The sequence below is a fragment of the Tautonia plasticadhaerens genome, assembly GCF_007752535.1.
GTDB classification, from domain to species: Bacteria; Planctomycetota; Planctomycetia; order Isosphaerales; family Isosphaeraceae; genus Tautonia; species Tautonia plasticadhaerens.
Genome location: NZ_CP036426.1, coordinates 5476298 through 5490470, shown reverse-complemented (window position 1 = coordinate 5490470; position 14173 = coordinate 5476298). Strand labels below are relative to the sequence as shown.

12 protein-coding genes are annotated in these 14173 nt (G+C 72.3%); 2 read left to right on the top strand and 10 right to left on the bottom strand.

What is annotated here, in order from left to right; genetic code table 11:
- Window positions 1-48: 48 nt before the first annotated feature.
- The 7 genes from ElP_RS21985 to ElP_RS21955 form a co-directional block, all read right to left on the bottom strand.
- Window positions 49-1629 (bottom strand): MFS transporter, encoded by a 1581-nt coding sequence (locus ElP_RS21985; protein ID WP_145273052.1) that lies wholly within the window; start codon window positions 1627-1629, stop codon window positions 49-51.
- 151 nt (window positions 1630-1780) lie between these two features.
- Complete coding sequence (locus ElP_RS21980) at window positions 1781-2437, bottom strand: hypothetical protein (RefSeq protein ID WP_231749209.1); 657 nt, start codon at window positions 2435-2437, stop codon at window positions 1781-1783.
- Window positions 2438-2607: 170 nt separating this feature from the next.
- Window positions 2608-3033 carry a hypothetical protein gene (locus ElP_RS21975; RefSeq protein WP_145273050.1) on the bottom strand — a complete coding sequence of 142 codons (426 nt, stop codon included), beginning with the start codon at window positions 3031-3033 and terminating at the stop codon, window positions 2608-2610.
- Between the two features lie 86 nt (window positions 3034-3119).
- Window positions 3120-4430 (bottom strand): Gfo/Idh/MocA family protein, encoded by a 1311-nt coding sequence (locus ElP_RS21970; RefSeq protein ID WP_145273046.1) that lies wholly within the window; start codon window positions 4428-4430, stop codon window positions 3120-3122.
- 235 nt (window positions 4431-4665) lie between these two features.
- A complete protein-coding gene (locus tag ElP_RS21965; protein WP_145273044.1) occupies window positions 4666-5622 on the bottom strand; it encodes a tetratricopeptide repeat protein in 957 nt (318 codons plus the stop codon).
- Between the two features lie 21 nt (window positions 5623-5643).
- On the bottom strand, window positions 5644-6441 hold the full coding sequence (locus ElP_RS38490; RefSeq protein WP_197446277.1) for a hypothetical protein: 798 nt from the start codon (window positions 6439-6441) through the stop codon (window positions 5644-5646).
- A 190-nt stretch (window positions 6442-6631) separates the two neighbouring features.
- Entirely contained in the window at window positions 6632-8623 is a 1992-nt protein-coding gene (locus ElP_RS21955; protein WP_145273042.1) for a type II and III secretion system protein family protein, read from the bottom strand.
- A 258-nt stretch (window positions 8624-8881) separates the two neighbouring features.
- Here ElP_RS21955 and ElP_RS21950 point away from each other — a divergent pair, with 258 nt between their 5' ends.
- Window positions 8882-9769 carry an RAD55 family ATPase gene (locus ElP_RS21950; protein WP_145273039.1) on the top strand — a complete coding sequence of 296 codons (888 nt, stop codon included), beginning with the start codon at window positions 8882-8884 and terminating at the stop codon, window positions 9767-9769.
- On the opposite strand, the gene ElP_RS21945 is transcribed toward ElP_RS21950, so the two are convergent.
- Both ElP_RS21945 and ElP_RS21940 read right to left on the bottom strand, forming a co-directional pair.
- On the bottom strand, window positions 9727-11382 hold the full coding sequence (locus ElP_RS21945) for an ArnT family glycosyltransferase (RefSeq protein ID WP_197446276.1): 1656 nt from the start codon (window positions 11380-11382) through the stop codon (window positions 9727-9729). The two genes, ElP_RS21950 and ElP_RS21945, sit on opposite strands and share 43 nt — an antisense overlap.
- A 22-nt stretch (window positions 11383-11404) precedes the next feature.
- Complete coding sequence (locus ElP_RS21940; protein WP_145273033.1) at window positions 11405-12310, bottom strand: ParB/RepB/Spo0J family partition protein; 906 nt, start codon at window positions 12308-12310, stop codon at window positions 11405-11407.
- A 144-nt stretch (window positions 12311-12454) separates the two neighbouring features.
- Between ElP_RS21940 and ElP_RS21935 the strand changes: the two genes are divergently transcribed.
- Entirely contained in the window at window positions 12455-13333 is an 879-nt protein-coding gene (locus ElP_RS21935) for an SDR family oxidoreductase (RefSeq protein WP_145273030.1), read from the top strand.
- 103 nt (window positions 13334-13436) lie between these two features.
- Here ElP_RS21935 and ElP_RS21930 read toward each other — a convergent pair whose 3' ends face one another.
- The gene (locus tag ElP_RS21930; protein ID WP_145273027.1) at window positions 13437-14159 is read right to left on the bottom strand and encodes a hypothetical protein; all 723 of its coding nucleotides are present in this window, start codon (window positions 14157-14159) and stop codon (window positions 13437-13439) included.
- Between the last annotated feature and the right edge of the window lie 14 nt (window positions 14160-14173).

Genomic DNA, 14173 nt, shown 5'->3' with positions numbered 1-14173 from the left:
CGCCTTCGAGCCGCGGCCGGACGCCGGGCCGCGGCCCGGCGTGTCGCGTCAGGTTTCCAGGGCGGCGGGGAGCAACTCCGCGTCTCCCCGGCCCCTGGCCGAGGCCGGGGCGTCCGGACGGTCGACGGCCCGTCCCCCGGCGACCCGGGCGGCGCAGGCGAGGCCGAGGACGGCCATCGCCGAGATCAGCAGGAAGATGTCGCGGAGGGTGGAGCCCAGGGCGTCCCGGACGGCCGAGAGCTGGGCGGCGGTCAACTGGCCGTGCGTCTCGGGCCGGAGCGCGGCGGCGATGTCGACGCCCGAGCTCGTCCCCAGCCGCCAGGCCAGGGCGTGGCCGAGCACCGCGCCCAGCAGGCCGACGATCACCGCGCCGCCGATCATCCGGGAGAAGATGACCGAGCCGGTCGCCGCCCCCCGGCGGTCCCAGGCGACGGCGTTCTGCACACCGAGGATGTAGCTCAGCGAGGTGGGCCCCATGCCGAGGCCGATCACCCCCATCCCCAGGAAGAAGGCCGGGCGGCTCCACTCCGGCACGAGGGCCCCGGCGACCAGGCCGGTCGAGCCGCCCGTGATGAGGACCGAGCCGACCACCGCCGTCCTGCGGAACCCCCAGCGGGGGACCAGCTTCGCGGCGATGAAGACGCTGACCGACCAGGAGGCGAACAAGGGCATGATCGACCGCCCCGCCGCCGTGGCCGAGCCGCCCCGGACCCCCTGGACGAACAGGGGGACGTAGGTGTCGATGGCGATCAGCAGGCCGCCGATGATGAAGCTCCCGGCGATCGAGGCCGCCAGGGCGGGCTGGGCGAGCAGGTCGATCGGCAGGACCGGGTCCGCCGCCCGACGTTCCTGGCGGACGAACAGCACCAGGAACCCGACCGCCAGGCCCAGCAGCACCACCTCCAGCTCCCAGGGCCTCCCCTCGCCGCCGATCACCGCCAGCAGCAAGGCGGCCGTGCCCCCGGTCAGCCAGGCGGCCCCGGCCAGGTCCAGCGGCCTCGATTCCCGTTCGGCCACCGTCTCCTTCACGCCGACGGCCAGGATCAGCATGGCGATCAGGCCGAACGGGACCGAGACGAAGAACACCCACCGCCAGGAGAGCTGGTCCGTCAAGGCCCCCCCCAGCGCCGGGCCGGCGATGCTGGAGACGCCCCAGACGCCGCTGAAGAGGCCCTGGACCCGGGCCCGCTCCTCCAGCGTGTAGAGGTCGCCGAGGATCGTCAGGACGATCGGCGCCACCGCCCCGGCGCCGAGCCCCTGGACCACCCGCATGGCGATCAGCTCGGGCATGCTCCGGGAGAGCCCCGAGAGCATCGAGCCGACCCCGAACAGCCCGAGGCCGAAGAGCAGCACGCGCTTGCGGCCGTGGCGGTCGGCCAGCTTGCCGTAGAGCGGCGTGGTGATCGTCGAGGCGAGCAGGTACGCCGAGAAGACCAGGGCGTAGATCTCCACCCCCTTGAGCCGGGCGATGATCGTCGGCATCGCCGGCGAGACCACCGTCTGCTCCATCGCCGCGACGGCCATGGCCATCATCAGGGCGACGGTCACGATCCGGCGATTCGAGGTTCCCTCCCCGCTCGCCCCAGGACTGGAATTCGACCCCGACGCCCCGCCCTCGTCCGCTGCCATGGTCGTGCGACCTCCCTGGATCCTAGGTCTCCCGCCCATTCTAGGAGGGGGGCCAAGGGGGGAGGGTTCGGGGAGAAGCTCGACGTCGGGACGGCACCCCTCCCGCCGGGCCCACGAGGGGACGCCGGCGGGGAGGCGCCTCGGCCCGGGGTCAGGCCGACTCGGGCAGCCAGACCGTCCGCTGGGGACGCTTCGAGAGGCGGCGGTACGCCCATCCCATGACGAGCACGAGCAGCAGCACGCCGACCGCGATCGTGCCCGTGGTCCCCAGGACCTCGGCGACGCCGGCCAGGAGCCGCTTCATCCCCCGGCGACGGCCGGAGACCTCGACGTCGCCTCCCGACGCCAGGGTGCCGGCCGCCTGATAGACCCCCATCCAGAGCAGCCCCCCCACGCCCCCGGCGATCACGGCGGGGAGCAGGGCCTCGACGACCCCGATGTCCTCCTGGGCCGGTCGGAACTCCTTCCCGGACTGGGCGAGGATCTCCCGAAGGATCTCGTCGGCGTTGCCGTCGCCGGTCGAGAAGCTCAGCGACTTCGCCCCGTCCTCCCCGCCTTGGAGGGTGAGCGAGCCGTTGCCCGGGCTCACCTGGGCCTTGCCGATCGTCCGGGCGTCGAGTGTCTCGATCGACTTCGCCCCCACCTCGGTCGGGGCCTTGCCCTGCTGCAACCCCTCCAGGACCCCCTGGAGCTTCTTCTTGAGCGTCAACACGTTGCCGGTGACCTTGAGGCGGTGGACCTCGTGGCCGCGGAGCGTGAGGACGTTGGCGAACTTCTCCTCGGACTTGTGCCAGATGAGCGCGTCCATCGGTCTTCCCGGTTGGTCTCGGGCCGAATCGGGGGCGGACGACCCTCGGCCGGCCCCCATCATCGAAGGGTGTACCCGGGAACATCCTACGACGCGACAACGTGCGGATGGAACTGCGACCGACCTCGACGGGAGGCAAATCGTCGACGCCCGGGAGGGCGGGGCGCGCCTCAGTGGGCCTGGTCGACGAAGTAGCCGAAGAGGATCGCGACGACCAGCAGGATCAGCCCGATCCAGGCCAGCACATATTGCAGGCCGAAGAGGCGTCGGAGGTTCTGCAACGCCCGCATCAGGTGGGGGATGTCGGCCCCCTCGGTCCGGGAGACGAGCACGAACTCCCGGCCGCTCCGCATCGACCAGAAGCCGACGGCCCCGAGGAACAGGGCCGAGAGGATCGAGACGACCGAGGCGCCGGTCAGGCCCTCCTCGGGACGGCTCAACAGCCCCGAGAGCAGGGCGACGACGCCGAGGATGGTCGTCAGCAGGCCGACGAAATGCATCTTCGTGCCGAGGTCGCCGATCAGCCGGCCGTGCTCCTCGGCGAACTCGAAGCGTTCGGGCCCGGGGGCGGGGGCGGGGGCCTCGTCCTGGTCCATGGGTCACCTCGGGGCGACGGTCGATGGGGTCCCGTCCGGGGCGGGACGCGGGACGGATTCGGGCCGCCCCGGGCCGGGACCCGGGCTCAGATGTCGAGCGTCCAGGGGGAGCGCATCTCGCGACGGAGCAGGGAGTTGGCCTGCTCGTCGCCGACGAACTCCTCCTCCTTCGGATCCCAGGCCAGGGGGCGTCGGAGGTTCAGGGCGATGTTCTCCAGGTGGCAGACGGAGGCGGAGCGGTGGCCGACCTCGACGTCGCAAATGGGGGTCTCCCGGCTGCGGACACAGTCGAGGAAGTTGCCCATGTGGTCGTTGGAGACGTAGAGGCGGACGGCGCCGTCGCCGAGGGGCTCGTCGAGCAGGGCCGTGTCGCTGGCGTCGATCCGGGAGCGATTGACGAAGATCCAGCCCTCCTCGCCGGTGAAGAGAATGCCGTTCTCGCCGTCGCTCATGGTCTTGAGCACGGTGCCGTTGTCGTAGGTGGCGGTGCAAACGAACCGCTCGGGCATGTCGAAGCAATGGGGCAGGACGGGCCAGGCGTCGCCGTCGGCGTCGACCTTGACGGGGCCGGAGCCGTCGTAGCCGAGGGCCCACTGGGTGATGTCGTTGTGGTGGGCGCCCCAGTCGGTCATCTTGCCGCCGGAGTAGGCCCGCCACCAGCGGAAGGTGTCGTGGCAGCGTTCGGGTACGTAGGCGACCTCGGGTGTCTGGCCGAGCCAGAAGTCCCAGTCCAGCGCGTCGGGGACCCGGGCTTCCTTGAACGGGCCGCCCTGGTCGTTGCGGCCGATCCGGGCCTCGACCTCGACGACCTTGCCGATCCGGCCGTTGCGGACGAGCTCGCAGGCGAGGCGGAACCGGGCGTCGGAACGCTGCTGGCTGCCGACCTGGAAGACGGTGTCGCGCCCCCGGGCGGCCTTGACCAGCGCCTTGCCCTCGTCGAGCCAGAGCGTCAGCGGCTTCTCGCAGTAGAGGTCCAGACCGGCCTTGATGGCGGTCAGGGCCGGGATCGCGTGCCAGTGGTCGGGCGTGCCGATGGTGACGGCATCCAGCTCCTCGGTGTCGAGCAGCTCCCGGAAGTCGTCGTAGATCGTGACGTCCCCGCCGCCCAGTTCCTGGACGGCCCGATCGGCGTGCCGGCGGTCGACGTCGCAGACGGCGACGAATTTGACCCCGTCCCGCCTCGCCGCGTCCTTCATGATGCCGGTGCCCCGGCCGCCGACGCCGATGGCGGCCATGACGATCGCGTCGTTCGGCCCCTTCGCCTTCGGCCTCGAGGCGGCCTCCTCGTCCTGGGAGGCGACGACCTCCCGGGCGTACCAGGCCGGCAGGCCGGCGGCGGCCATCGCGGCGGTCGAAGCCCGGAGGAACCCGCGTCGCGACCAGTTGCCGTAGCTCATAAGCGTCGTCACCGTGGATGGGGGCGGGAGGCCGGATCGGGACGCCGTCGCTCCCGAGGGACGGACCCCGTGGACCCGGGGCAGGCCCCCCGCCGACCCGGGTCGATCGGGGACCGGCCTCGGGGACACCGGCCTGCCCTCACCTTAGCAGCCTCGGGGGGCCCGCGAAAGCGTCGGGTCGGCCGGGGCCCCTGGCCTCGTCGCCCGGCGGGCTCCGGCCTCGGCCGACGGCCGATCAAGGCGGTGTCGCCTCGAACGAGGCGGGGACGACGGCCGGGTCGACCGGGGAAGGCCCGGCGGCGAGGGCCTCGGCCCCATCGGGGCCGGCGTCGAGCCGGTCGATCGCGGCCCGGGAGCGCTGGTCCTTCGGGTTGAGCAGCAATGCCTGCTCGTAGCGGTCCCTCGCCTGCTCGTCCCGCCCGGTGGCGGCGAGGATGTAGGCCAGGTTCGCCTGGGCCGCCGCCGGGCCGTTGGCCCGGGTGAAGGCGTCGAGCGCCTCGTCCTGCGCGCCGGAGGCGGCGAGGGCGAGGCCCAGGTTGGTCAGGGTCCGGGGATCCCCCGGGTCGAGCTTCTCCGCCTTGCGGAGGCGGGCGATGGCCTGCTCCCAGTCTCCTCGGAGATAGGCGCTGTAGCCGTAATTATTCCAGATCCGGGCGTCCCTGGGGGCCAGCTCGACCGCCGCCTGGTAGTGGGCCTCGGAGTCGCCGAACTTGCCCTGGCGGTCGAGCACCGAGGCGAGCCGGCGATGGGCGAGGGCCCGGGTCGGGCGGTCCACCTTGCGGTCGATCGCCTCCACGGCCCGGGCGTACTCGGCCTGGGCGGCCTCGAGCTGACCCTTGGACTCGAAGACCCGGCCGAGGTCGAGGTAGAGGTTCACGCTCCGGTCGGCGGTCAACTCGGGGAGGGGCTCGGGATCCGTCGGCTGGGTGCTCGAGACCGGGGGCGAGCCGAACGGCATCGGCGAACTCGCCGAGGTCTCCTGGACCGACGGCATGATCGGCTCCGGCGCCTCCGGCCCGACCCGGGGCATCGACCGGCAGCCGAATGCCCCCGCCAGCGGCAGCAACGCCACGGCCAGCAGGGTCGACCGGCGTCCCGGCCGCGGGGCCCGGCCGATCGGGCCCGGGCCCCGGGCCCCTTCGATCCGGTGTCTCCCGGCGTCGGGCGACGATGGGGGGTCAGCTCGGTCCATGGGTCGGGCCTCGGTTCAGGTTCAGTTGGCCCCGAAGTCGGCGTTCGGGATCGGGTTGAGCGGATAGGTGGCGGGCGCCCGGAACGACCGGTCGAGCAGGATACCCTCGTACGTCTCCGACAGATCTCCCCGGCCGCCGAGGTAGGGCGACCCGCCGACGATCAGCCGGCCCGGGTCGATGGCATTGCCGTTGGAGGCGACCAGCTCCATCACCGCGAGCCGGCGGGACTCGGCCAGCCCGGGGCGGTTCGGGTCCTCCTCGATGAGCACCGGCCCCCCCCAACGGGGCAGGTAGGACATCATCCGGCCGAGGCGGCGGATCCCGTCGGGGGTGAGCCGCTCGGTCCCGGCGAAGAAGTCGGAACGGTAGAGGGTGTAGCGGTGCTGCGAGGCCCTGGCCGCCTGCGCCGAGAAGTTCTGGCCGATCGACCAGCCGAGCGGGGGCTCGTCGAACCGCTCGGGCTCGCCCACCATCCGGTCGTGGATGAAGAAGCCGGCGTGGTGCAAGGCCCGGCCGATCGGCCCCGGCTGGTGCACATGCACCGGGCCGCCCGGGGCGACCATCGTCGGGGGGGGCGGGGCGACCATCGCCGGGGGAGGCGGGGCGACCATCGCCGGGGGGGGCGGGGCCGGGTGCCCGGGGATCATCGCCCCGGGGACCGCCTCCGGCGGGGCGAAGGCGGGCGCCGGGGCCGCCTGGGGCGGGATGACCGGCGGCGGGATCGGGATCTCCTGGCCCCGGGCCCGGCCGACGGCCCCGGCCGGGGCCATCGCCGCGGCGAACACCGCAGCCCGGAGCCATCTTCTGTCGACTCGCATCGCGTCCCCCCCCCCGAGCCTCGGGACCGGCCCCTGCCGGCTCCCACCTGGAAGAGATCCCGCCCGGCGTGGCGGGCCCTCGGGAGGCGGCCCCGCCGATCGGGTCGGATCGGATCAGATCGGTCTCAATCGACTCGCCCCGGTGCGGGCGGGTAAGACCGCACCGGGGGTTAACGCCCGGGGACCGGTCTCAGTCGGCGAAGCCGTGAGGCCCGACGACCCACTGGTCCTCGCTCCGGAAGTGCTTCATCACGTGGAACGGATCGAGGTAGTTGGTGGTCGACCGGTGCGGATGCCGGGTCTTCCCCTCGAGCCGTCCCAGGAAGAAGAATTCCAGGTCGTTGGGCTCCTGGTAGAGTTCGCCCGGGGCGGGGGCGGCCTGCTCCTCGAGCGGCTCGACCAGCTCCGGGGTGACCAGCACGAGCAGCTCCGTCTCGTTGGTCGTGATCGTGTTCTTGCTGAACGCCGGGCCGACGATCGGCAGGTCTCCCAGCAGCGGGACCCGCACCGTGCTGCCTTGGGTCCGGGTCGAGAACAGGCCGGCGATGGCCAGCGTCTGTCCCTCCCGGAGTTGCACGACCGTCCGGGCGCTCCGCTCGGTCAGGCCGGGGACCGCGGTGCCGGAGACCGCCACGCCGGTGGCCGGGTTCAGCTCGCTGAAGACCGGCTGGACGTCCAGCCGGATCGTGTCGTCCTCCAGGATCATCGGCAGGAACTCCAGCAGGGCGCCGAAGTCCCGGAACTGGATGGTGATCGTGGAGACGCCGCCGACGCTGATCTGGGGCACCGGGAACGGGAAGCTGCCGCCGGCCAGGAAGCGGGCGGGCTGGCCGTCGAGCGTCATCAACGTCGGCTGGGCGAGGATACGGGCCAGGTCGTTCTGCCTCAGGGCGTTGAGGAACAGGCGGAAGTCCCCCTCGTCGAAGATGCCGAAGAGCTGGGTGTCCAGCGGGTCGGCGAAGAGCAGCTGCTCGGCCTCCAGGCCGCCCTGGCCCACGCCGGCGATGCTGCCGATGATCGAGGCCACGTTGTCGCCGTCGGTCAGCCTCTGGAAGTTCACGCCGAGCTGGCGGAGCCCCGTGCGGTTGATCTCGGCGATCTTGACTTTGAGCATCACCTGCCGGGGGCCCCGGACCTTCACCCGGTTGACGACGATCAGGCCCGGCTGCGCCCCGGCGGGGCTGGCCGCCGAGGGGGGCACCGGGGTGCCGATCCCGCCGGGAGGCGCCTCCCCCCCGCCGCCGCCGTAGCCGAGGCTGCCGGCCAGGCTGCCGACGGAAGTCTGGCCGCTAAGCCGGAGTTCGGAGCGGACCAGCTCCAGCACGTCCGCCATGACCTTCGCGTTGGGCACCTGGCCCTCGAGGACGACATTCTGGGCCACCTGGAGCACCGTCACGTCGGCACCGGGCAGGATGGTGTGGATCCGGCGCTCCAGGGCCTTCTCGTCGATCGCGACGACCGCCTCGATCGTCTGGACCTCGTTCCGCTCCTGATCGATCAGGCGGACGGTCGCCCGGCCGAAGCCGACGCCGACGACGTTGATGAAGCGCAGATCCTCGGCCTGGGGATTGGTCAGGGGCTGGACCTCGACGATGTTCTCGTTGTCGTACGAGATCACCGTGTCGGCCGACAGCGGGCGGGTCAGCCGGAAGAGGCGGGACCGGCCGATGATCAACTCGACCTCGGCGGCGGGCAGGTCGACCGCCTCGATCAGGACCCCCGACTCGGGAGCGGGGTAGGTTTCCTCTTCCCCCTCCTCGGCGTCCCCACCGGGGGGAGCGATGGCGGGGGGGAGCCCGGCCTCCTCGGCCCCGGGCCCCGGGGGGCCCTGCGGGCCGAACCGGATGACCCCTCCGGTCGGCGGCCCTGACGGGTCGGGCCGGGGTCCGATCGGCCTCCCCGGGGGCGGGATGAGGACCGACGGCTCGGCCCCGGGCGGCATTACCGGCGGCGGGATCTCCGGCCCCTCCGGCCCACCCTGCTGCGGGAAGACCGCCCCGGGCTCGGGGGGCGTCGGGACCTCCTCCTGCGGGAGGCCCGCCCCGGGCCCCAGCTCCTGGGCCACCAGGCCGGGGGGTCCGGAGGCCAACGCCCCGGCCAGGCCGGCCAGCAGGAAGATGCCGAGGACCCCGGCCCCTCGGCCCGGTTGCGTCCGGTCTGTGCTGCGTCTCGGCTGGAACACCCGATCCCCTCCGATCGCCCCAGGGAAAAACCCCCGATCGGCGACGACCGGGGCCGGCTGGAGTTGTCTTGCCGATCGCGCCGGTTAGGCCGGCGACTCGTTCTTAAGCATCGGCCCGCCCCGCCGGCGACTTGAATTGACGCGGCCGACTTGCCCGATCGGCTACCCGATGGCGACAATGCCAGGCCCGATCGGGCGACCGATCGGGCCTGGTCGGGGATCGACGGCCATAATCGCCCCAGAAACGCAGGAACATCGATGACGGGTCAGCGGCTCGGGTTCGGGATCGACGCGCTGGACGGGCTGCTCGGCGGCGGCCTGCTGCCGGGCACCCTCACCGTGATCGCGGGCGCCACCGGCGTCGGCAAGACGCAGCTCGGCCTGCGATGGGCCGACCGGGGCCGGGAGGGCGAGGGACGCCGGGGCGTCCTCTGCGACCTCACCAGCCGGGGGGACGCCCAGAACCACGCCTCGTACGCCCGGGACCAGTCCGGCTGGGAGATCGCCCCCTATCCCGCCGACGCCAACCTCGACCTCGGTGCCGTCTGGGACCTCGACCGCCCGATCGGCGACTACTTCCACCCGTTCTCCCGGGCCGGCCGCCGCGTCACCCGTCGCGACCTGGAGCACGACGACTGGCACGCCTGGAAGACGGACCTGGCCCGAGTCCTGCGGAAGTCGGTCGAGTTCTTCTACGCCAACTTCGTCCGGGGCTCGCGCCGGGTGGTCGTCGACGGCATCGAGCCGACCGACCGCATGAGCGAGTCGATCCAGTTCGAGTTCTTCGAGTACCTCTACCACCAAGTCCTCCGCAAGGAGGACGACTGGGCCGCCCGGGAGCTCTTCCGGGAGCACTACCGGGCCAACGAGCCCCGGGTGATGGCCCACCGCTACGACCACGCCTCGGTCGGCTGCCTCTACCTCTACACCACGCCCCACGTCCTGCTGGACGACCTGATGACCCGCCCCATCGGCGAGGGGGACGTCTTCTCCAACGCCAATACCATCATCCTCATGGGCCGCACCCGGCACGAGGGGCGGATGGGCCGTGCCCTCTACGTCGCCAAGCACCGGGGCAGCGCCTGCTCCGACGCGATCGTCCCCTACCGGATCACCGACCGCGGCCTGGAATTCGACCCGACCTGAGCCGTCCCCTCCCCCGGCTCGAACTCGACGACCCAGTAGCGGCCGACTTTCCAGTCGGTGAGGCCGCGACCGGCATTGACGACGTAGTCGTCGACGCGACGGAACCGGTGGCCACCGCTCATCTCCTCGAACCAGGACCGGAAGCCCGGCGACCTGAGCGGCGACGGGTAGCTGTCGACCTGGAAGAGGACGAAGCGGAGCGGCCGGGATCCGTCCGAATGCCGGGCCGAGGACGGCGGGCGGTAGATGGCCCGGTTGCAGAGGTAGCTGGCCGAGATGCCGGTGACCCACTGGCGGGGCTCGAAATCGAGGCCGAGGTCGGCCTTCATGCAGGAGACCTCGGCCTCCCGGGACTGCTGGTCCCAGAACCACCGGGCGAAGGCTCGATCGCTCTCGGCGCTGATCATGTGATGAGGAGAGACGACCGCCTGCGTCAGGTTCCCGACCCCGACGAGCAGCAGCCCGCCGATCGCCAACCTCCTCAGCCGATCGGCCCTGGCCCGGGATCGGACGCGATCGATCAGCCGGGCCGCGCCGATCCCCGCCAGCAGGCAGGCCGAGGGCGCCAGGTGCTGGGCGATCCTCGCCTCGCCGCCGTACGGGTAGCGGTGCACCCCCGCGGCCACCAGGTTCAGGGCGAACGGCAACGCCAGCAGCGCGGCGAACGCCCACCGCCCCGACCTCGCCAGGAAGGCCAGGCCGACGACGACGCAGAGCAGCGTCAAGCCGCTCGCGCCGTCGTCCCCGCCCACGGGATAGGAGAGCATGTTCCCTGCGTGGATCCGGAGCAACCAGAAGATCGTGGCGATCGCCCCGTCCTCGAACGGCGGGAAGGACCCGGCCCAGTAGGGGAGCAGGTACTCCAACCGGAGCCATTCGCTCCGGGCCGTCGCCAGGTGGAAGCGGTAGAGGAGCAGGAAGGTGGCCGCCGAGGCGACCCCGAATGCCCCGTAAGCGGCCCAGACGGCCGGCCTCCTCGCCCTCCAGACCCCCGGCACCATCGCCAGGCCGACCGCCCCGACGACGAACACCGCCGTCAGCGACCCGGCCAGCGCGAACGGCACCGCCGCCGCCAGCCACCAGAGCCACCGCGACCGACCCGGCTCCTCCAGCCATCGGCTCGCGAGCAGCAGCAGCGCCGTCGCCGCGAGCAGGTCCGTCGCGTACGACTTCACCTCGTTGCCGTGCCGGATCGGCGAGTAGGCGACGGCCATGATCCCGACCGCGATAGGATACGCCCAGCCGGAAACCGTCCTCCTCGCCAGCCGATCGAACAGGACTAGCCCGCCGACGGCGCAGAGCGTCGGGAACAGCCGGAGCGACCACTCGTTGAAGCCGAGGAGCTTGACGATCGTCAGCTCGACCCAGAGGAAGAGGATCGGGCAGACCTGGAGATAATCGAGCGGCTGCGCGAGTCCCCGATAGCCGCGGTCGATGAAGTTGACCGCGATGAAGGCCTCGTCGTGCCAGAGTGGGTAGCGCAGCAGGAACCGGACCAGCCGGAGCACGACCCCCAGCGCCACGAACCCGAGGGCCCAGCGCGCGAGGCGGTCCCGCGGGTCGGCGTCGGGCGATCCGGGCGGGGCGCTCTGGAAGGACGAATTCGGATTCACGATTGCCGATCCCGAGTCATGTTCAGCCCTGGTCGAGCGTCTCCACCGCCTCGGCCAGCGTGCGGACGGCCACCCGGAATCGCTGCCGGGCCTGGTCGCCGGCGACGGCATAGGCCGGGGAGAAGTCGTCTCCCTCGATCCAGCAGACCAGCTCCATCACCTGCCGGGCCATCAGCTCCAGCATCTCGTCGATGGTCGGCGTCGCCACCGGCACCGGGCCGGACCGTGCGAGGTCTCGCAGCTCGGCGCCGGGGAAGCCGGGGGGGAAGCCGTCGGCGGGGGGGGGGCCATCGGCGACCCCGGGGCCATTCGCGTCCCGGCCGCCACTGGGGCGGCCCCGGCCGTCGTCGTCGCCGTCCTCGTCGGTGGGTCGGCGTTCCCGGGGTTCGGGGGGCATGTCTCCCCGTCCGGGGAGGACCTCGTTGGGGTCCTTCCCGAGGCCGGGACTCGGGTAGAACTTGCCGTCGGCGCCGACCCGGCCCTCGCCGGGGCCGATCTGCCCGGCGCCGACGAGGTCGTGCCGGACCCTGGCCACGAGGTCGCGGCTGACGCCGAGTTCCCGGGCGAGCTGGCGGTCGGAGCGATCGGGGTCGACCCGGAGCCGGACCTCGACCGCCCGACGCCGTTCCTGACGCCGCAGGGGGAGGCCGTGGGTGATGTTCGCCCCGGCGGCGAACTGGAGGGCCTCGGCATAGCTGCCCTCGACGACCTTGCTCGGGATCTTCGGGCGGTTCCGGGCGATGAAGGCGGCGTGGCGGTGGAAGCCGTCGGCGAGGAGCCACTGGCCGTCGACGTCGAAGACGGTGACGGGGGGCAGATCCTCGCAGGATTCGGCGTAGCGCTCGATCGCCTCGGGGTCGAGCCGGTCCCGGAGGTTCAGTCCCGGGTCGAGGACGATCTCGTCGACCGGCAGCTCTCGGACGTCCATGGGCGGCCCTCCCTGGCCGCTCGGGCATCGCGGGTCCCTCGGGCCCCGCCTTCGCCGAGCGACCGGCGGCGGGGTCGACACGAGGGGGACTCTATCGCATGATCCCCCTGCTGTGAACCGCAACCCGAACGGGGGGCCGACCTCATGCGGATCGTCGTGACCGGCGCGAGCGGGCAACTCGGGTCGTATGTCCTCGACCGGCTGGACGGGTCCGGTCACGAGGTGATCGGCTGGAGCCGATCGACGGGCGGCTCCCGGGGCCGGACCCCGATCGAGCCCGTCGACCTGATCGACCCGGACGCCCTGGCCGCCGCCCTCGACCGGACCAACCCCGACGCCATCCTCCACCTGGCCGCGATCAGCCGGGTCGACCGGGTGCTCGCCGACCCGGCCCTCGCCTCGACGGTCAACGCCGACGCGAGCGGGACGATCGCCGACTGGGCATCCTCCAACGCCCGACGCCTCGTCTTCACGTCGACCGACCTCGTCTTCGACGGCTCTCGGGCCTGGTGGCGCGAGGACGACTCGCCCCGGCCGATCCTGGGCTACGGCCGGTCGAAGCAGGAGGGGGAACGCCGGGTGCTCCGCCATCCGTCCCACCTCGTCGCCCGGCTCAGCCTCCTCTACGGCCCCTCGCGATGCGGCCGTCCCACCTTCCTCGACGCCATCATCGACGCCCTCCGCCGGAGAGAGTCACGTTCCCTGTTCCTGGACGAGTTCCGCACCCCGCTCGACTACGCCACCGCGGCCGAGGCGCTCGCCCGACTGGTCGAGTCGCCCGAGATCATCGGGATCCTCCACGTCGGCGGCGTCGAGCGCGTCTCCCGGTTCGAGATGCTCCGCCGCCTGGCCGCCCACGCCGGGTTGCCCGTCAACCTCCTCCGGGGAAATCGACAGGACGACGCCCCCGGCCCCGAGCCGAGGCCGTCGGACGTCTCGCTCGACACGAGTCGGCTCGAGGAATGGTTGCCGGCCCTCGACCGCCCGACGCTGGAAGGGGGCCTGGAGCGATGCCTCCGGTGACCCGGCCTCCCGAGTCGATCCTCGTCGGGTCCCCGGCGGGGACCCCGATCCCGATGGGCGTCGCGCACCGGCGACCCCGCTGGCTAACCCACCGGGGTCCGGCTCAATCTTCGTCCTGATAGCGCCAGCGTCGTCCCAGGTGCACGTTAAAATTCAGGTTGGACATCGGCGAATGTTGCGGCAGGCGTGTGCTGAGCCTCACGAAGCCCGAGCCCCCTGCCAGATGGTCGTCGGTGAGGAGCGCAACGCTGCCGCTCCGTGGTTCCAGCCTGCTCGCGACGATCCGGTAGAGGCCCGCTCGCGCCGGCCTGACGAGCGTCTCGCCGGCGGCGACCCGATCGGCGAGGCGGTCCAGGGACGGCCTCGACGCCAGGAAGGCGAGCCGGAGGGGCCACAGGGTCGGGATCATCGAGATCAGGAGGGCCGCCGAGGCAAGCACCAGGGTCCACGGGGGCACCGAGGCTCGCCAGCCCGGTCCGCCCTCCTGACGGAACTCGGACGCCCAGGCGATCCCGAAGCCGATCGTCGGGGGTACGGTGAGGATCGCCCAGAGGACGGCGAGGGCGACCCCGGCGATGTTCAGCCAATAGGCGCAGAGTAATATGATCGGGGCAGCGGCCAGCCCTACCGACGCGGCGAAGGCCACGGCGGCCGCCTTGCGACGACGTCGAGACGCGAGCCAGGCCAGCACCCCCGGGAAGAGGCCGATGCCGATGAACATGCTTGGCCCCGGGCCAATCTGGCGAATGATCGCAAACACCCCGGCGACGGCCGCGACGAACGCCATCAGATGCCAGAGCCTGGGTGTCGCGGGGGCCAACCTCATCCCTTATCCTCCCT

Coding starts and splice junctions, on each gene's coding strand:
- ElP_RS21970 (WP_145273046.1), bottom strand. CDS start 4,430: ATGAGCTACGGCAACTGGTCGCGACGCGGGTTCCTCCGGGCTTCGACC.
- ElP_RS21965 (WP_145273044.1), bottom strand. CDS start 5,622: ATGGACCGAGCTGACCCCCCATCGTCGCCCGACGCCGGGAGACACCGG.
- ElP_RS38490 (WP_197446277.1), bottom strand. CDS start 6,441: ATGCGAGTCGACAGAAGATGGCTCCGGGCTGCGGTGTTCGCCGCGGCG.
- ElP_RS21935 (WP_145273030.1), top strand. CDS start 12,455: ATGCGGATCGTCGTGACCGGCGCGAGCGGGCAACTCGGGTCGTATGTC.
- ElP_RS21980 (WP_231749209.1), bottom strand. CDS start 2,437: ATGGACGCGCTCATCTGGCACAAGTCCGAGGAGAAGTTCGCCAACGTC.
- ElP_RS21985 (WP_145273052.1), bottom strand. CDS start 1,629: ATGGCAGCGGACGAGGGCGGGGCGTCGGGGTCGAATTCCAGTCCTGGG.
- ElP_RS21930 (WP_145273027.1), bottom strand. CDS start 14,159: ATGAGGTTGGCCCCCGCGACACCCAGGCTCTGGCATCTGATGGCGTTC.
- ElP_RS21940 (WP_145273033.1), bottom strand. CDS start 12,310: ATGGACGTCCGAGAGCTGCCGGTCGACGAGATCGTCCTCGACCCGGGA.
- ElP_RS21975 (WP_145273050.1), bottom strand. CDS start 3,033: ATGGACCAGGACGAGGCCCCCGCCCCCGCCCCCGGGCCCGAACGCTTC.
- ElP_RS21950 (WP_145273039.1), top strand. CDS start 8,882: ATGACGGGTCAGCGGCTCGGGTTCGGGATCGACGCGCTGGACGGGCTG.